15 protein-coding genes are annotated in these 17,548 nt (G+C 73.5%); all 15 read left to right on the forward strand.

The window, feature by feature from the left end:
* Positions 1-4 precede the first annotated feature (4 nt).
* On the forward strand, positions 5-955 hold the full coding sequence (locus ACZ6R9_RS05625; RefSeq protein ID WP_465536694.1) for an ACP S-malonyltransferase: 951 nt from the start codon (positions 5-7) through the stop codon (positions 953-955).
* Positions 942-2,555: a class I adenylate-forming enzyme family protein gene (locus tag ACZ6R9_RS05630; RefSeq protein WP_465536695.1), complete on the forward strand. Its 1,614-nt coding sequence runs from the start codon at positions 942-944 to the stop codon at positions 2,553-2,555. Before ACZ6R9_RS05625 ends, ACZ6R9_RS05630 begins: the two co-directional genes overlap by 14 nt.
* Positions 2,536-2,784: a phosphopantetheine-binding protein gene (locus tag ACZ6R9_RS05635; protein ID WP_380488155.1), complete on the forward strand. Its 249-nt coding sequence runs from the start codon at positions 2,536-2,538 to the stop codon at positions 2,782-2,784. The genes ACZ6R9_RS05630 and ACZ6R9_RS05635 overlap by 20 nt, the downstream gene beginning before the upstream one ends.
* A 12-nt stretch (positions 2,785-2,796) precedes the next feature.
* Entirely contained in the window at positions 2,797-4,023 is a 1,227-nt protein-coding gene (locus ACZ6R9_RS05640; protein WP_465536698.1) for an aminotransferase-like domain-containing protein, read from the forward strand.
* A complete protein-coding gene (locus ACZ6R9_RS05645; RefSeq protein WP_465536700.1) occupies positions 4,020-6,362 on the forward strand; it encodes a lantibiotic dehydratase in 2,343 nt (780 codons plus the stop codon). The genes ACZ6R9_RS05640 and ACZ6R9_RS05645 overlap by 4 nt, the downstream gene beginning before the upstream one ends.
* Complete coding sequence (sbnA, locus tag ACZ6R9_RS05650; protein ID WP_380488159.1) at positions 6,359-7,414, forward strand: 2,3-diaminopropionate biosynthesis protein SbnA; 1,056 nt, start codon at positions 6,359-6,361, stop codon at positions 7,412-7,414. Before ACZ6R9_RS05645 ends, sbnA begins: the two co-directional genes overlap by 4 nt.
* The gene (gene sbnB / locus ACZ6R9_RS05655) at positions 7,411-8,439 is read left to right on the forward strand and encodes a 2,3-diaminopropionate biosynthesis protein SbnB (protein WP_465536702.1); all 1,029 of its coding nucleotides are present in this window, start codon (positions 7,411-7,413) and stop codon (positions 8,437-8,439) included. The genes sbnA and sbnB overlap by 4 nt, the downstream gene beginning before the upstream one ends.
* Positions 8,436-9,188 carry a 3-oxoacyl-ACP reductase FabG gene (gene fabG / locus ACZ6R9_RS05660; protein ID WP_380488163.1) on the forward strand — a complete coding sequence of 251 codons (753 nt, stop codon included), beginning with the start codon at positions 8,436-8,438 and terminating at the stop codon, positions 9,186-9,188. Before sbnB ends, fabG begins: the two co-directional genes overlap by 4 nt.
* Before the next feature lie 59 nt (positions 9,189-9,247).
* Positions 9,248-9,538 carry an acyl carrier protein gene (locus tag ACZ6R9_RS05665; protein WP_035864774.1) on the forward strand — a complete coding sequence of 97 codons (291 nt, stop codon included), beginning with the start codon at positions 9,248-9,250 and terminating at the stop codon, positions 9,536-9,538.
* A gap of 2 nt (positions 9,539-9,540) precedes the next feature.
* Positions 9,541-10,068, forward strand: coding sequence for a 3-hydroxyacyl-ACP dehydratase FabZ (gene fabZ / locus ACZ6R9_RS05670; protein ID WP_380488164.1), 528 nt, complete (start codon positions 9,541-9,543; stop codon positions 10,066-10,068).
* Positions 10,069-10,111: 43 nt separating this feature from the next.
* Positions 10,112-12,142: a GNAT family N-acetyltransferase gene (locus tag ACZ6R9_RS05675; RefSeq protein WP_465536705.1), complete on the forward strand. Its 2,031-nt coding sequence runs from the start codon at positions 10,112-10,114 to the stop codon at positions 12,140-12,142.
* Between the two features lie 38 nt (positions 12,143-12,180).
* Positions 12,181-13,218, forward strand: a complete 1,038-nt coding sequence (locus ACZ6R9_RS05680) for an aminomethyl transferase family protein (RefSeq protein ID WP_465536707.1) — start codon at positions 12,181-12,183, stop codon at positions 13,216-13,218.
* Positions 13,218-15,539: a beta-ketoacyl synthase N-terminal-like domain-containing protein gene (locus ACZ6R9_RS05685; RefSeq protein WP_380488168.1), complete on the forward strand. Its 2,322-nt coding sequence runs from the start codon at positions 13,218-13,220 to the stop codon at positions 15,537-15,539. The genes ACZ6R9_RS05680 and ACZ6R9_RS05685 overlap by 1 nt, the downstream gene beginning before the upstream one ends.
* Before the next feature lie 8 nt (positions 15,540-15,547).
* Positions 15,548-16,570, forward strand: a complete 1,023-nt coding sequence (locus ACZ6R9_RS05690; protein ID WP_465536709.1) for a 4'-phosphopantetheinyl transferase family protein — start codon at positions 15,548-15,550, stop codon at positions 16,568-16,570.
* The coding region (locus ACZ6R9_RS05695) for a hypothetical protein (RefSeq protein ID WP_465536710.1) at positions 16,567-17,548 on the forward strand (982 nt) is incomplete at its 3' end. The genes ACZ6R9_RS05690 and ACZ6R9_RS05695, both read left to right, overlap by 4 nt.

The following is a 17,548-nucleotide window of genomic DNA, read 5'->3' on the forward strand; positions in this document are numbered from 1 at the left end:
ACAAATGTTCGCATACATTGCGCCGGGCCAGGGCTCCCAGACCCCGGGCATGCTGGCCGCCTGGCTGCGCGACCCGGCCACCGCCGAGCGGGTGCGGGCCTGGTCGGAGGCCGCCGAGCTCGACCTGGTGCACCTCGGCACCAAGGCCCCGGCCGCCGAGATCGCCCGCACCGAGCACACCCAGCCGCTGCTGGTCGCCGCCGGACTGCTCGCCCACCACGCCCTGGCCGGTGCCGTCCGGCCGGGCGGGGCGGTGGCGGCCGGACACTCGGTCGGCGAACTCACCGCCGCGGTGTACGCCGGGGTGCTGGAGCCCGCCGACGCGGTGCGGCTCGCCGCGGTCCGCAGCCGGGCGATGGCCGCGGCCTGCGCCGAGGCACCCACCTCGATGGCCGCCGTGGTCGGCGGCGAACAGGACGAAGTCCTCGGCCGCATCGCCGAGTTGGGCCTGACCCCGGCGACCTTCAACGGCCCCGGCCAGATCGTCGCGGCGGGCCTGACCGAGGCCCTGGAGCAGCTGGCCGCCGCCCCGCCCGCCGGGGCGACCGTCAAGACGCTCAGCGTGGCCGGCGCCTTCCACACCCCGTACATGGAGTCGGCCCGGCAGGCCTTCGCCGCCGCCGCCGAGGCGGTGCCGTTCGCCCGGCCCACGCAGCTGCTGCTGTCCAACGCGGACGGCGCGCTCGTCGAGGACCCGGCGGACATCCGCCACCGGCTGGTCCAGCAGGTGGTCAGCCCGGTCCGCTGGGACCTGTGCCTGGACCGGCTGGGCGAACTGGCCCCGGAGGCGACGCTCTCGCTGCCGCCCGCCAAGACGCTCGCCAACCTGCTCAAGCGCCGCCACCCCCAGCTGGAGGTGCTGTCCCTGAACACCGCCCGGGACATCACCCGGGCCCAGGAGCGGCTCGCCGCCGCCGAGACCGTCGAGGGAGTGGCCGTCCATGCCGGTGTCTGACCTGCTCGAATACCCGCTCCTGGAGCGGGCCGACCACCCCGCCGTGATCGACGCCGACGGCACCCTGGACTACCGCGGGCTGGGCAGCGCCGTGGACCGCGCGGTCGGCTGGCTGCGCGGCCAGGGCCTCACCTCCGGCGACCGGGTGGTGTACGCCGGCGGCAACGACCGCACGTTCCTGGCCCTGTTCTGGGCCACCCTGCGGATCGGGGCGATCTTCGTCCCGGTCCACCCGGAGCTGACGGACCAGCAGATCGACCACATCGTGGCCGACTCCGAGGCCGCGCTGGCCGTCTGCCGCCCGGCGGCCGGGGCCCGCGCCGCCCGCACCGTCGAGGTCGAGCAGGTCTGGCAGCAGGTGCTCGCCACCGCCGAGGACGGCTACCGCGCCGACTTCGACGACGACACGGTGGCGATGCTGATCTACACCTCCGGCACCACCGGCCGCCCCAAGGGCGTGGTCTGCCCGCACCGCCAGATGCTCGCCGCCCTGGACGCCATCAACGCCTGCCTCGGCTACCAGCAGGACGACGTGGTGCTGTGCCGGCTGCCGCTCTCCTTCGACTACGGCCTCTACCAGGCCCTGCTGTCCGCGCTGGTCGGCGGCACCCTGGTGCTGGCCCGCCGCAGCGAGGACGTCGGACTGCTCCGGCTGATCGAACGCACCGGCGTCACCGTCGTCCCGCTGGTGCCCTCGCTGGCCCAGATGCTCCACCTGCTGCAGAGCAAGCTGCACCGGCCCACCCGGGTGCGGCTGTTCACCAACACCGGCGCCCGCCCCGGCCGGGCCGTGATGGCGGAGCTGCTGGAGGTCTTCCCCGGCTCCGAGTTCGCCTCGATGTACGGCATGACCGAGTGCAAGCGGATCTCCATCCTCGACCCGGAGGAGTACGCCGAGCACCCCGACTCGGTCGGCCCGCCGATCCCCGGCGACCAGGTCCGGATCGTTGCCGCCGACGGCAGCGGGCTCGGCCCGCGCGAGACCGGCGAGATCGTGGTCTGGGGACCGACCGTGATGGCCGGCTACTGGCGGATCCCGCTGGAGGAGCAGAACCGTTTCGTCCGCCGCCCGGACGGCTCGCTGGAGCTGCACACCGGCGACCGCGGCTGGCTCGACGAGGACGGACGGCTCTACTTCGTCGGCCGCGACGACGACGTGATCAAGCGCCGAGGCATGCGGATCGCCCTCACCGAGATCGAGGACGCCGCCGAGCGCCTCCCCGGCGTCACCGCCGCCGTCGCGCTGCGCCCCGAGCAGGAGGACGCGCCGCTGCTGCTGGCCGTGCACGGCACCCTCCCGCCGGAGCAGGTCCGGTCCGCGCTGATCGGCCGGCTCGACCCCAGCCGGATGCCCGACCGGGTCGTCCCGCTGGACACCGTCCCGCTGACCGCCAACGGCAAGCCGGACCGGGCCGCCGCCACGCGCCTGGTCGAAGCCGTCGAAGCCGCCGAAGCGGCCGCCGCCGCAGCCGCCGAGACCACCGCCGCAGCCGCCGGGACCACCGCCGCAGCCGCCGGGACCGCCGCTTCCGAGCTCCACCGAACCCACCAGTCCGTCACCGCATCCCCGAGGGACAGCCATGAACCAGTCGCAGTTTGACCAGCTCGTCGAGCGGATCTGCTCCGTGCAGGTCACCGACTCCGAGACCCCGCTCGTCGATCTGGGTGTGGACTCGCTGCACACCATCGCCCTGGTGATGGCCGTCGAGGAGGAGTTCGGCATCGAGGTCGATCCCGACGCCCTCGCCGACCCGGCGCTGGCCTCCCCGGCCGGACTGTTCCGCTACGCGCAGGCCTGCGTCGCCGACGCCGCCCCGGCCCGAGCCTGAGGACCGACAGCCATGTGGACCGACACCAGACCCGCGGCAGAAATGCCCCGGCTGTTCGAACGGGGCGGGGACGTCATATCCCTGGCGGGCGGACTGCCCGACCTGGACGTGCTCCCGCTGGGGGACATCTCCCAGCAGCTCGCCCGGCTCGTCCGCCTCGGCGGCAAGCTCGCCCTGCAGTACACCACCCCGCACGTCGCCAAGGCCCTGGTGCCCGCCGTCGCCGACCTGATGGCCCGTGAGGACGGCCACGCGAGCGCCGACAACCTGATCCCCACCAGCGGCTCCCAGATGGGCCTCACCGCCGTCGCCCTCGCCCTCGGCACCCCCGGCGACACCATCCTGGTGCAGACCCCCGCCTACCCCGGCGCCACCGCCGCCTTCCGCACCGCCGGCCTCGAACTGCACGCCGCGGCGGAGGACTCCGAAGGCCTCTGCCCGCAGCAACTGCGCACCACCGTCCGGGAGTTGCGCGAGGCCGGCCGCACCGTCCGGCTGCTGTACGTCAACCCGACCTTCCAGAACCCGACCGGCGCCACCCTCTCGGTCCCGCGCCGCACCGCCCTCCTCGCCGCCTGCCGCGAGCTCGACCTGCTGCTGATCGAGGACAACCCGTACGGCCTGCTCGGCTTCGACGGCACCACCACCACGCTGTTCCAGGCCCTCGACCCGCAGCAGGTGGTCTACCTCGGCACCTTCTCCAAGATCTTCGCCCCCGGTCTGCGCTCCGGCTGGATCGCCGCCCCCGAGCACCTGCGTTACGACCTCGCCCGGGTCGCCGAGATCATCTCGCTCTCCCCGTCCGCCCTCGCCCAGGGCATCCTGGCCGCCTACTACTCCCGCAGCGGCTGGACCGAGCTGATCGACCGCTACCGGGACAGCTACCGCGAACGCTGCACCCTGATGGCCGACGCGCTGGACGCCGAACTCGGCACCGACAGCCCGTGGACCTGGCAGCGCCCCGGCGGCGGCTTCTACCTGTGGCTGCGGCACCAGGACGGCGCCGACGCCACCCGCTACGCGCAGGCCGCCGCCGCGCACGGCGTCTCCTTCGTCCCCGGCGGCCACTTCTCCATCGACGGCGAGCACAACGACGGCATCCGGCTGTGCTTCAGCAACGTGCCGCGCAAGAAGATCACCGAAGGCATCGCCCGGCTCGCCGCCGTGCTGACCGAAACCCCCGCCGGCCTGACCGAAAACCGGGAACAGCAGCGCGAGTCGGCGGAGGTGTCGGGATGACCGCCCCCGCCGTCGAAGCCGCCGACGCCGTGGACTGGGCGGACTTCGCCCCGCTCCACCCGCTGGCCGGCTCCGACTGGCAGGTCTGGGGCGTCGGACTGCTCCGCAACGCCGGCTTCCCGGTCTCCGGCCTCGACCTGATCGGCGGCACCCGCGCCCCGGCCGCCGCCGCCCGGCTCGCCGCCGGCGAGGGCACCGCCGAGGAGTTCGACACCGCCTACCGGGCCGACGTGGACACCGAGGCCGCCCGCCTCGCCGCCCTCGCCACCGACCCGAAACTCCGCCTGGCCATCGCCTGGCAGAACCGCACCGTCTTCCGCATCCTCGACTCGCTCGCCGCCCCCGGCGGCAAGGAGACCAAGCGCCGCCAGCGCGAACGCACCCTGGCCATGTACTGGCTGCGCTACTGCGCCAAGGCCGAGACCATCGGCTTCTTCGGCCCCGGCGCCTGGATCGGCGTCGGCCGCACCCAGCAGGCCATCGGCATCGACCACGGCCCCGCCCTGGTCGCCGCCGCCCGCACCTCGCTGGAACGCTGGACGGTCGCCGCGATCGGCGACTGGATGGCCGAACAGCCCGGCGCCCGCTGGTGGTTCCCGCCGATGCTGCGCCCCGACGTCCACCTGGACGGCGAGCAGCTGGTGCTGGCCAACCGCAAGACCGTCCGGCTGCGCCCCGAGGACGCGCAGGTGCTGCGGCTCGCCGACGGCGACCGCAACGCCGAGCAGATCGCCGACCGGCTGATCGCCGACCACGGCTGGGACGCCGCGAGCGCCCGCACCGCGGTGGACAAGGTGCTGAACCGGTTGCTGCGGCAGCGGGTGCTCGGCTGGGACGCCAACATCCCGGTCGACGTGCGCGCCGAGGAGGTGCTGGCCCGCCGCGTCTCGGCGATCGGCGACCCCGAACTGTTCGTCCGCTACGACGCCGTGCTCGCCGAACTCGCCCGCCACAAGGGCGAGATCGACCGGGCGGAGAGCGCCGAGCAGCTGGTCGAGGCGCTGGACGCACTGGACGCGTACTTCGTGGAGACCACCGGACAGGCCGCCTCCCGCGAGGAGGGCAAGGCGTACGCCGGCCGCACCCTGGTCTACCAGGACACCCTGCGGGACTGCCGGATGGAGCTCGGCCGGGACTTCCTGGACGGCATCGCCCGCCCGCTCGCCCTGGTCGCCGACGCCGCCGACTGGTTCGGCAACCGGCTCGCCGAACTGGTCGAGGCCGAGGTGGTCGCGCTGGTCCGCAAGGCCGCCGAGCGGCAGCGCCCCGGCACCGCCGTCACGCTGGCCGACGTCTGGCCGCAGACCCTGGCGCTGTTCTGGGGCGAGCACAACCACCCCGTGCAGCAGGCCGTCCGGGAGCTGGCACTGAAGTGGCGCGAGGTCATCGGCGAGGTGCCGGAGGGCGCCACCCGGATCGACCTGAGTGTCGATCAGATCGCCGACGCGGCGAGGAAGGTGTTCGCCACCGGGCCGGTGCGCTCCCCGCACCTCGCGGTGCACAGCCCCGACCTCCAGGTGGTGGCCCGCTCGGTGGACGCCGTCAACACCGGCCAACGCCTGGTGGTGCTCGGCGAGTTGCACGCCTGCCTGGCCACCCTCGACCTGCCGTTCCTGGACTGGACGGCCGACGCCGGCTCGCTGCGCGACAAGGTCAACCGGGCGATCGGCGGCGAGCGGCTGGTGCCGCTGCTGCCGGTCGGCTGGAAGCGCAACAGCGGCCGCATGGTGCCCGCCCCGATCGGCGCCGGCGACCGGTTGATCGGCTTCACCCGCGCCCCGTTCGACCAGCGCGAGCGGATCGAGCCCGCCGTCGCCATCACCCTCACCGAGCACGAGGGCACGATCACCGCGACCACCTCCGACGGCCGCACCCGCACGCTCTCCGAACTGCTCGCGGTACTGATCTCGATCATCGCCTGCGACGCGTTCAAGATCGGCCTGGACCGCCCGCACGCCCCCCGGGTCACCCTCGACGACCTGGTGCTGTTCCGGGAGACCTGGCGGCTGCCCGCCACCGGCGTGGCGCTCGCGCCCAAGGCCGACCGGCACCGCGACTACCTGACGGTGCGCCGTTGGGTCACCGACAACGCGCTGCCCGACCGGGCCTTCGTCAAGTTCCCCGAGGAGACCAAGCCCTCCCTGGTCGACTTCACCAGCCCCACGCTGGTGCTCTCCTTCGCCAACCTCGTCCGCCGGGCGGTGCAGTCGGACCCCGACGCCAGGGTGACCGTCAGCGAACCGCTGCCGGCCCCCGAGGAGTCCTGGCTGCCCGACGCCGACGGCGAGCAGTACGTCAGTGAGCTTCGCCTCCAGATCAGCCGAAAGGTGTCGGAATGACCGTGCTCGTCCCCGACGGCGCCGGGCTGCGGGCACGCCCGCACCGTCCGCCGGACCCCGACATCGTCTCCACGATCGGCGGCACGCCGCTGGTGGCGCTGGACCGACTCTTCGCCCCCGCCCGCTTCCAGGTGTACGCCAAGTGCGAGCGGTTCAACCCCGGCGGCTCCATCAAGGACCGGGCGGCCAAGTCGATGGTCGAACAGGCCCTCGCCACCGGCCGGATCGTGCCCGGGGTGTCCACCGTGGTGGAGTCCTCCTCCGGGAACCTGGGCATCGCGCTCGCCCAGCTGTGCAACTTCCACCGGCTCGGCCTGATCATCGTGGTCGATCCGCGCACCACCCCGCAGAACATCGCCATCATGCGGGCCTACGGCGCCCGGGTGGAGGTGGTCGAGCACCGCGACCCCGCCACCGGCGAGTTCCTGCCCGCCCGGATCGCCCTGGTCAAACACCTGCTGGACACCGTCCCCAACGCCTGGTGGCCCAACCAGTACGCCAACGAGGACAACTCGACCGCTCACCGCACCACCATGCGGGAGATCGTCGAAGCCCTCCCCGAAGCCCCCGACTACCTGTTCCTGGCGGCCGGCACCACCGGCACCCTGCGCGGCTGCGCCGAGTACATCCAGGAGCAGGAGCTGCCCACCCGGGTGGTCGCGGTGGACGCCGTGGGCAGTGTGATCTTCGGCCCGCCGGAGCCCTGGGAGTCCTCGCACAAGCGCACCATCCCCGGCCACGGCGCGGCGGTCGTCCCCGCGCTGCTGCGCCCGGGCTTCGCGGACCGCGTGGTCAAGGTGACCGACTCGGAGTGCATCCGCGGCTGCCGCCGCCTGCTCGCCGAGGAGTCGATCCTGGCCGGCGGCTCGTCCGGCGCGGTGATCGCCGCCCTGCTCCAGGCCGAGTCCTGGGTCGAGCCCGGCACCACCTGCGTCGCCGTGCTCCCGGACGGCGGCGACCGCTACCTCGACACCATCTACGACGACCAGTGGGTGGAGTCCTACCTCCGGCAGTACCTGCCGCAGACCGACCAAGAAAGGAGCCAGGCATGAGAATCATCGGCCGGGAGGATGTCCGGACCGCGCTCGCGGACCTCGACTCCACCGTCATCGACCTGGTGCGCAACGCCTACGTGCTGCACAGCCAGGGCAAGTCCGACCTCCCGTTCTCCACCTTCCTGCGCCCGCTGCACCGCTCCGACTCGCGGATCATCGCGCTGCCCGCCTACCTCGGCGGACCGGCCCCGGTGATGGGCCTGAAGTGGATCTCGTCCTTCCCGGAGAACGTCAACCGCGGCAAGCAGCGCGCCAGTTGCCTGTGCATCCTGAACGACCTGGAGTCCGGCTACCCGCTCGCCCTGATGGAGGGCAGCCAGATCTCCGCGGTCCGCACCGCGGCCGGCGCGGCGCTCGCCTCCGGGCTGCTGAACGCGAACCGCGAGGTCCGCACGGTCGGCCTGGTCGGCTGCGGCACCATCAACCACCAGGTGGTGCACTTCCTCACCCAGGTGCACGAAGGCCTGCGGACCGTCCTGCTGCAGGACGCCTTCCCGGAGCGGGCCAAGGTGTTCGCCGCGGAGCTCGCCGCCGAGTACCCGGACGTCGAGTTCAAGGCGGTGACGCTCGGTCAGGCGCTGACCGCCGACACGGTCTCGATCGCCACCACCGACTCCTCCTACTGGCTGGACCTGGCCGACCATCCGAACCGCCCCGACGGGCAGGTCATCCTGCACCTGTCGCTGCGCGACCTGTCGGTCGCCTCGGTGCTGGGCGCGGCCAACGTCACCGACGACGCGGACCACGCGATCCGCGAGCAGACCTCGCTGCACAAGGCCGAGCAGCAGGTGGGTCACCGCCGCTTCGTCACCGCCGAGATCGGCGCGCTGCTCGACGGCACCGCCGAACTGCCCGCCGCCCGCACCGTGGTGTTCGCCCCGTTCGGCCTGGGGGTGCTGGACCTGGCGGTCGCCGAGGCGGTGCTGAACCACGCCGAGCGGAACGGGCTGGGCACCGAGGTCGAGGGCTTCGACCCGGGCAGCCACAAGGTCACCTCCAACCTCGCCGGGAGCACGGCATGAGTCAGCTGTTCACCGAAGGCACCAGGGCCGTCGTCACCGGGGCCTCCCGGGGCATCGGCGCGGCGATCGCGCTGCACCTGGCCGAGCACGGCTGCGACGTCGCGCTCAACTACCGCTCCAGCGCCGGCAAGGCCGAGCAGCTGGCGGAGAAGATCGAGGGCCTCGGCCGCAAGGCGCTGCTGGTGCAGGCCGACGTGTCCGACGAGGCGCAGGTCGCCGCGATGTACAAGGAGATCCGCACCGCCTGGGGCGGCGTGGACGTCGCGGTCCTCAACTCGGGCATCACCGCCGACGGCCACTTCGCGGCGATGAGCGCCGCCAAGTGGCAGGAGGTGATCAACACCAACCTGACGGGCGCCTTCCTGACGGCCCGTGAGGCCACCAAGCAGATGTACGCGAGCGGCGGGTCGATCGTCTTCATCGCCTCCACCTCGGGCATCGCCGGCCGGGTCGGCCAGGCCAACTACGCCGCCTCCAAGGGCGGGGTGATCGCGATGGCGAAGACCCTGGCCTACGAGGGCGCCGCCAAGGGCATCCGGGTCAACGTGGTGGCGCCGGGCTTCATCGACACCGACATGGTGAAGAAGGTGCCCCGGGCCCAGCTGCTCGAGGCCGCGGCGGGGATCCCGCTGGGCCGGATGGGCACCCCGGAGGAGGTCGCGCAGGCGGCGGTCTTCCTGGCCAGCCCGGCGGCCTCGTACATCACCGCCAAGGTGCTCACGGTCGACGGCGGGATGCTCTACAGCTGACCCACCCCCTGAAATCGGAACTGACGTTCCATCAATCCACCCAACGGAAAGGCAGCACCATGTCCACCGCCACCTTCGAGGACGTCCGGACCCAGGCCGAGCAGCGCCTGGAGAAGAACCTCAAGATCAAGTCGATGATCATCGACCGCCTGGGCCTGGACGCCGAGGCCGAGGTCGTCTCCGACAACCAGCCGCTGTTCGGCCGCGGCCTGGAGATGGACTCGCTGGACACCCTGGAGATCGTCGTCATGATCAACAACGAGTACGACGTGCTGATCAGCGACGACGACTTCGAGGCCTTCGGCTCCATCAACGCCCTGGTCGACTTCATCGAAGCCCGCGAGGTCTGACCATGAGCACCGCGACCACCCCCACCAGGGGGGCCGCCAAGGAGAAGCCCAAGACCTTCGCTTACTCCTCCGACGACATCAAGCGGATGCTCCCGCACCGCTGGCCGATGCTGATGATCGACCGCGCCTACGACGTGGTCCCCGGCGTCTCCGGACGCGGCATCAAGAGCGTCTCGGTGAACGAGCCGTTCTTCGCCGGCCACTACCCCGACCACTCGATCATGCCCGGCGTGATGATCGTCGAGGCGATGGCCCAGCTGGTCGCCGTGGTCTACGTCGCCGAACTGCTGGAGGCCCCGGCCCCCGCCGCCGATGAGGCGCCCGCCGACCCGTCGGCCAGCGTCGGCTACCTCGGCTCGATCAGCTCGATGAAGTTCTCCCGGCTGGTCGTCCCCGGCGACCAGCTCACCCTGGAGGCCAAGCTCGGCCAGAAGCTCGGCGGCCTGCGCTCCGTCTCCGTCCGCGCCACCGTCGGCACCGAACTCGCCGCCGCCGGCTCGCTGATCGTCACCACCGAACGCAAGGGCTGACCCCCGGTCACCCTTCGGACCAGAGCAGACAAGGAGGTGTGGAATGTCCATCACGATCCGCCCGTACCAGGAGGGCGACGCGCATGACATCGCCGAGCTCTACAACCGTCACCGCGACAACCCCAACCCGGTGGCGGGCGGAATCACCGGCGGCGAACTGGAACGCGAACTCGCCGAGCGCGACACCGCGACATTCCTGATCGCCATCGACGACGGCCGGGTGGTGGGCACCTTCGGGCTGTTCCACAGCACCGGACGCCGCTCCGCCCGGGCCGGCGAGCTCATCGCCGACATGTTCTTCGTCGCCCCGGCGTACCGCAACGGCGTCATCACCGGACGGCTGTTCACCGAAGCCGTCGAATGGATGATGCGCTGCGGCTGCCTGGTGCTCCGACTGACCGTCAACCCGGCCAACACCGTCGCCTTCAAGCTCTACCGGCGGGTCGGCTGCGTCTCGGTCGGCGAGACCGTCCCCGGCGAGGACGGCAACGTGGAGCTGCACAACTACATCCCGTTGATCCTGCGCAGCGTCTTCCACGACCTCGACCCCGAGGCGCTGGCCGCGCTCGGCCAGCTCAGCAGCTTCGGCAACGTCGCCGGCGGCCGCGACGACGAACTCCGGTCCGACGTACGGGTGGTGGACGAAATCCGCACCGTCGCCTACGCTCTGGCCCTCGGCGAGTTCAAGCTCACCGCCACCGTGGACGTGGACCGCGGCCTGATGCTGGACGCGGCGCTCACCACCCCCGAGGGCGCCACCCGGCCGCTGAAGATCGCCGAACCGCCGTACGAGGTCCGAATCCAGGCGCCGGCCGAGCCGCACCGCTTCGGCGACAGCGGCCTCACCGCCGAACTGGACACCGCCGAGGGCACCCTCACCGTGCACGCCGAGGGCCACCACGGACCGGTCTTCGTCTCCACCTGGCCCAGCGCCGAGGCCGACCGCTCGGCCGGCTGGCGCGAAGGCCAGGCCCGCGAGCTGGAGATCCACCCTGTCGAGCACGGCGTCCAGGTCCGCGAGACCACCGGCGGCAACCAGGTCACCGGCACCCTCACGCTCCACCAGGGCGTGCTGGAACAGCACTTCACGTACACCACCCGGCCCGGCCGGATCTTCCAGACCGTCGGACTGCGCCAGGGCGACTTCACCCTGACCGGCCCCGACACCACCACCGTCCAGCACCTGATCGGCACCGGCATCGGCGTCCGCGACACCTCCGAGGTGGTCGCGGCCGCGCAGACCGCACCCGCCGGCTCCACCCTCGCCTGGACCGACGGCACCACCGGGATCACCTTCCCGGCCGGCCGCCCGGTCCGGCTGATCCACTCCACCCTGGTCGAACGCCACCTGGAGTCCGACGCCGACGGCACCGCCCGGCTGCGCACCGAACTCCGCACCGGCACCGGCCAGGACACCGCACCCCGCACCACCGCAGTGGCCGAACCCGCCACCGGCGAACGGAAGGTGACCGTCAAGGCGAACGCCGGCGGCATCACCTCCTGGACCGAGGACGGCAAGAAGGTCCTGCGCAGCCCCGCCCCCCGCACCCGCGCCTTCGGCTGCAACCCGCGCTGGAGCGCAGGCGCCTGGGTCACCCAGGAGCACCACCGGCACAGCCTCGCCACCGGCCTCGGCTGGGGCGTCCCGACCGTCCGCGAGTGGGAGCAGAAGCACCCGCTCGGGCTGGCCGCCCCGCAGGAGCGGATCAGCTGGGAGGTCACCGCCCCCGAGCAGGCCGCCGAGCCGGTCCGGATCGACATCCACGCCCCCGGCGCGGACGAGGAGACGGTGCTCTGGCTCACCCCGGACACCCCGGCCGGCACCCCCGTGGTGCTGCACTCCGCCGGACAGCGCCACGAGCTCGACTCCACCGCCTTCCGTCAGGTCTGGGCGTCCGCCGCCGCGATCCGCCTCAGCAGCGGGCAGTGGCTGCACCTCGCACCCGCCACCGACGGTCCCGGAGCACCCGAAATCGTCCTGCGCGCCACCTCCTCCGGACTGCTGATCGGCTGCGCGACGGCCGCCACCGAGGCCGCCTGGCAGCTGTCCGTCCACCCCACCCCCGCGATCTGACACCCCGTCGAAACACCCTCGAAAGGACCACCCGAGCCATGACCACCACCGCTGCCGCGCGCACCGCGCAGGACGACTACACCACCGTCCGCACCGCCATCGGCGTCTACCCGATCACCGCCCCGCTGGTGCGGATCTCCGGCGGCGACCGCTACGAGTTCCTCGACCTGTTCCTCGCCAAGTCCAGCGAGTACGTCGAGCCGGACACCGTCCGCGAGGCGCTGGCGCTGAACCAGGACGGCTCGCCGTTCGCGATCCTGCTGCACTTCGAGATCGGCGACGACTCCTGGCTGCTGCCCCGCACGCCGGTCTCCGCCGAGGCCCTGACCGGCTACCTGGAGGCCCTGGAGGCCCCGGCCGACGTCACCGTCGAGGTCGCCCCCGAGGGCTGGGGCGCCACCGCCTTCGAGGGCCCGAACGCCTGGGCCGCCGCGGCCGCGTTCGTCGAGTTCGACATCTCCGGCCTGACCCTGCACGGCGTCACCGAGTCCGTCGTCCCCGGCGAGTCCACCGCGCTCGCCCACCTGGCCCGGGTCGGCACCACCGGCGAGTACGGCTACCTGCTGCTGTCCAACGCCCCCGAGGCCGGCCACACCGCCGCCGTCGAGGCGGTGCTCGCCCAGGGCGGCGCCGAGGTCGGCGCCGAGGGCCTGGCGCGGGTCCAGGCCGAGGCCGGCATGGCGGTCTACGCCGCGGGCTTCGCCGGCCTGCCGGTGCACGAGGCCGACCTGGCCTGGATGGTCGACTGGAACCGGATCGGCGAGTTCCTCGGCTCCGAGGAACTGGTCAAGCCCACCGCCGAGAGCGCGAAGATCACCGCCCTGGCCGCCCCCGCCGGCGCGGCCTTCACCGCCGGCACCCCCGTCACCGCCGGCGGGCAGCAGGTCGGCACCGTCATCTGGCAGGCCCCGTCCGCCAACGCCGACGAGGAACTGATCGTCGCCAAGCTGGACGCCCCGTTCTGGGTCCCCGGTCTGGAGCTCTCCGCGGCCGACCAGGACGGCGCCGACACCCCGGTGCGCACCGTCACCCAGCCCCGCGTCATCGCCCGCTCGCTCACCACCCGGATCCACTGATGACCAAGACCACCGAACGCATCGCCCTCACGGGCCTCGGGCTGATCACCGGCGCCGGCGATGACGTGGAGAAGAGCTGGGCGTCGATCTCCCAGGGCATCTCCGGCATCCGCACCAACACCCTCTTCGACACCACCGAGCTGCTCACCGACTGGGCCGGCATGGTCACCGCCGAGCAGCCCGCCGACCTGGACCGCTGCTACGCGCTGGCGGCCACCGCGATCCGCGAGGCGCTGCGCAACTCCGGCCTCGACCTGGACACCGTGGACCGCGACCGGGTCGCCGTGGTGGTCGGCTCCAGCCTCGGCGCGATGCCCACCCTGGAGAACGTGCACCGCGGCCTGGTGAAGGACGGCGTGCTGGACGCCGTCCAGGCCGCCGCCTCCCAACTCCCGTGCGTGGGCGACTTCATCGCCGCCGAGTTCGACCTGCGCGGCCCCCGCGTGGTGCTCTCCAACGCCTGCGCCGCCAGTGCGGTCGCCCTCGGCTACGCGGCCGAACTGCTGTGGAAGGGCGAGGTCGACTACGTCATCTGCGGCGGCGTCGACCCGCTGGCCCAGCTCTCCGCCTACGGCTTCTCCGCCCTCGGCGCGCTCGACCCCGAGCCGTGCGCGCCGATGACCGCCTCCACCGGGCTCACCCTCGGCGAGGGCGCCGGCTTCATGGTGCTGGAGTCCGCCGAGCGGGCCGCCGAACGCGGCGCCACCCCGCTCGCCGAACTCGGCGGCTACGGCCTTTCCTGCGACGGCTACCACCAGACCGCCCCCGACCCGAGCGGCAAGGGCGCGGCCGCCGCGATGGCCCAGGCGCTGAAGACCGCCGGCCTGGCGCCCGAGGACGTGGACTACGTCAACCTGCACGGCACCGGCACCCCCGCCAACGACGTGTCCGAGCCCAAGGCGGTGAAGCTGCTGTTCGGCGCCGAGGTGCCGCCCGCCAGCTCCACCAAGTCGATGCTCGGCCACACCCTGGGCGCGGCCGGCGCGGTGGAGGCGATCGTCTCCACCATGGCGATCGACCGGGGCGTCATCCCGCCGACCGTCAGCACCCGCGGCGTGGACTCCCCGTTCGGGCTGGACATCGTCCCGAACGCCGGACGCCCCGCCCCGCTCGAAGTGGTCGCCTCCAACTCCTTCGCGTTCGGCGGCAACAACGCCACCGTCGTCCTCAACAAGCCCGGCCGGCCCGCCCGTTCGGCCCGGCACACGCAGCCCGTGCACCACGTGGTGGTCACCGGCGTCGCGGGCCTGGCCGGCTCCTCCGCCTCCACCGCCGAACTGACCGCCGCGCTCGCCGCCGGCAAGGTCGGCTTCGACACCCTGGAGCAGGTCGAGGGCATCGGCGAGCGCCCGATCGGCCGGATCGACGTCAAGGCCGTCGCCAAGCGCCTCAACCCCAGCAAGGCCCGCCGGATGGACCCGCTGGGCGTGCTCGCCGCCGGCGCCGTCGGCGACCTGTACGAGCGGCACGGCAAGCCGTCGCGCGCCGAGGCCGAAGGCACCGGCATCGTGTTCGCCACCGGCTACGGCCCGGTCACCTCCGTCCTGAACTTCCACCAGGGCGTGCTGGAACAGGGCATCACCGGCGCCAACCCGGCGATGTTCGCCAACACGGTGGTCAACGCCGCCGCCGGACACGTCGGCATGCTGCACCGCTACCACGGCTACACCGCCACCATCGCCAACGGCGGCACCTCCTCCGTCCTCGCGCTCCAGCTGGCCGCCCGGGTGATCGCCCGCGGCATGGCCGACCGGATCATGGTCGTGGTCGCCGACGAGTTCCCCGAGCAGGCCCTGGCCACCCAGGCCCTGCTGCCCGGATACGCCAAGACCGCGCACGTGGTCCCCGGCGGCGGCACCGGCACCGTGCTCTCCGAGGGCGCGGCCGCGATCCTGCTGGAGTCCGAGGCCTCCGCCGCCGCCCGCGGCGCGAACGTCCTCGCGGACGTACGGGGCTTCGGCGCCTCCGGCGAGGCGGCCGGCATCGGACGGATCGGCCGCGACGGTGAGGCCTGGGCCCGCGCCCTGCGCGGCGCGCTCGCCGAGGCCGACTCCACGCCCGAGCAGATCGACACCGTGGTCTCCGCCGCGTCCGGCTACCGCCTGGTGGACGTCGCCCAGTCCCGCGCCCTGGCCCTGGCCGGCCTCTCCGACCGCCCCACGGTCACCCCCAAGGCGCTGATCGGCGAGACCTACGGCTCGGCCGGCGCCCTCGGCCTGGTCGCCGCCCTGGCCGGCGAGGCCCCCGCCGGACGCCTGCTGCTCTCCAGCTTCGCCTACGGCGGCTCCTACGCTGCCGCGGTGTTCGACGCGAGGCCGTGATGGGCGCCGTGCGCACGGCCCTGCGGGCCGCCGGGGACCGGCTGGAGGACCAGCGTCCGGAGACGGACCTGGTGATGCTCGGCTGGGCCGGCCGGCTGGGCCCGGTGCTCGCCGCGGCGGGGACGACCGGGCCGGGCGCGGCACCCGCGACGACGGCCGAGCGGGCCGTTCGGGCCGCCGGGGACTGGCTGGAGGAGCAGCGCCCGGAAACCGACCTGGTGATGCTCGACCGGCTTCCGACGCCGGACCCGGTGCCCGGCGGGGCACCGGACTCCGGCCGGGTGCCGGGCGGCGGCCCGGCACCCACCCCCGCCGCCGCGACGCACCGGCAGCCCGCGTGGGCGGCCCCCGGACCGACGGTCCGGCGGGCGACCACGGAGGCCCGCACGGCCGGTGCGCCCGCGCCGCAGGATCACCGGGACGACGAGGCAGCCATCGACTGCCTCGTCACCCACCACCCGCACCTGCCGCGCGACCGGATGGGCCACCGGCTGAACGACGCCGGCCGGTGGCTGATCACCGAGGCGGTCGCGAGCCTCTACGGGGTCCCGCTGCGGCCCCGCGAACTGGCCCGCGACGAGCACCGGCGGTGGAGCGTCCCGGCGCTCGGCCTGACCGCCTCGGTCGCACACTGCACCACCTACTCGACGGTGGCGCTGGTCTCCGGCCAGAGCGTCGGCGTCGACCTCCAGGACCACCGGGACCGCCCGTACGCGATGCAGTGGCTCGGCGCGCTGCTCGGCCGCCCGGACGGCGAACCCGCCACCATGCGGGACTTCGCCGAGTGCGAGGCCCTCATCAAGGCCTCCCACCTGAGCAAGGAGACCTTCGCGGGCGTCCGCCTCCCGGACTGGCAGCCGGGCTGGCGCCCCACCAACACCGGCCACCTGCTCCGCTCCACCGACCTCGGCCAAGGCCTCCACCTCGCCCTCGCCACCGACGCCCCCGCCACCGTCCGCTGGTGGTGGCAGCCCACCCCGACCTCCCCCGCCACCCGCACCGACTCCCTCACCCTGGAGCCCACCGCATGACCGCCACCGCCACCGCCACCGCGGCGTACGCCGGGCCGACAGGCCCCGGCGGTGCGGCTCCCCGGCCCACCCTCCGGCGCGAACCCATCTGCACACAACGCGACTTCGTCGCCACCACCACGGCTGCCCACAGCCGCTCGCGCCAGGACGGCCCGGCCGAACCGCAGCGCCGCCCGGCGCCGGGGCTCGAACTCGGTACCCCGGCACCGGACTTCGCCAACCCCTCCGAAGCCCGCCGCATGGCCGCCACGGCCGCCGCCCGCCTGGCCGCTCCCGTGCCCGCCCTGCATCTCGAACTCGGCCGCGCGCAGCACGAGTTCGGCGCTCCGGCACCGGACGTCGCAGACGCCCCCGGGGCCCGCCGCGCGCCTGCCACCGTTGCTGCGGCGTACGCCTGGCAGCCGGAGCTCGGCCGCGCGCAGAGCGACGTGGACACCTCGGCGCCGGCCCCCGCCACCGCGGCCCACGTCCGGTCGGCGGAGCCCGGCCGCGCGCAGCGCTACGTCGGCATCCCGGCACCGGACTTCGTGGACGGCCCAGGAGCCTGCCGCATGGCCGCCGCCCGGCCGGCAGGTTCCGGCGGCTCGGAGCCCGGGTCCGCCCAGCAGCTCGAAGTCGGCTGTGCGCAGCGCGACTTCGGAACCGCCGCCACGGCCTGCAGTCGCTCTCACCAGGGCGGCCCGGCCGAACCGCAGCGCCGCCCCGTCGCCCCGGCATCGCAGCTTGAACTCGGCGCCCCGGCACCGGACTTCGCCAACGGCTGCGGAGCCCGCCGGATGACCGCCACCGCCACTGCCGCGTACGCCCGGCAGCCCGAAGTCGGCTGTGCGCAGCGCGACTTCGGAACCGCCGCCACGGCCTGCAGTCGCTCTCGCCAGGATGGCCCGGCCGAACCGCAGCGCCGCCCCGTCGCCCCGGCATCGCAGCTTGAACTCGGCGCCCCGGCACCGGACTTCGCCAACGGCTGCGGAGCCCGCC

The organism is Kitasatospora sp. NPDC048662 (assembly GCF_055587065.1).

Coding starts and splice junctions, on each gene's coding strand:
- fabZ (WP_380488164.1), top strand. CDS start 9,541: ATGAGCACCGCGACCACCCCCACCAGGGGGGCCGCCAAGGAGAAGCCC.
- ACZ6R9_RS05625 (WP_465536694.1), top strand. CDS start 5: ATGTTCGCATACATTGCGCCGGGCCAGGGCTCCCAGACCCCGGGCATG.
- ACZ6R9_RS05630 (WP_465536695.1), top strand. CDS start 942: ATGCCGGTGTCTGACCTGCTCGAATACCCGCTCCTGGAGCGGGCCGAC.
- sbnB (WP_465536702.1), top strand. CDS start 7,411: ATGAGAATCATCGGCCGGGAGGATGTCCGGACCGCGCTCGCGGACCTC.
- ACZ6R9_RS05675 (WP_465536705.1), top strand. CDS start 10,112: ATGTCCATCACGATCCGCCCGTACCAGGAGGGCGACGCGCATGACATC.
- ACZ6R9_RS05685 (WP_380488168.1), top strand. CDS start 13,218: ATGACCAAGACCACCGAACGCATCGCCCTCACGGGCCTCGGGCTGATC.
- fabG (WP_380488163.1), top strand. CDS start 8,436: ATGAGTCAGCTGTTCACCGAAGGCACCAGGGCCGTCGTCACCGGGGCC.
- ACZ6R9_RS05640 (WP_465536698.1), top strand. CDS start 2,797: ATGTGGACCGACACCAGACCCGCGGCAGAAATGCCCCGGCTGTTCGAA.
- ACZ6R9_RS05635 (WP_380488155.1), top strand. CDS start 2,536: ATGAACCAGTCGCAGTTTGACCAGCTCGTCGAGCGGATCTGCTCCGTG.
- ACZ6R9_RS05680 (WP_465536707.1), top strand. CDS start 12,181: ATGACCACCACCGCTGCCGCGCGCACCGCGCAGGACGACTACACCACC.
- sbnA (WP_380488159.1), top strand. CDS start 6,359: ATGACCGTGCTCGTCCCCGACGGCGCCGGGCTGCGGGCACGCCCGCAC.
- ACZ6R9_RS05665 (WP_035864774.1), top strand. CDS start 9,248: ATGTCCACCGCCACCTTCGAGGACGTCCGGACCCAGGCCGAGCAGCGC.
- ACZ6R9_RS05645 (WP_465536700.1), top strand. CDS start 4,020: ATGACCGCCCCCGCCGTCGAAGCCGCCGACGCCGTGGACTGGGCGGAC.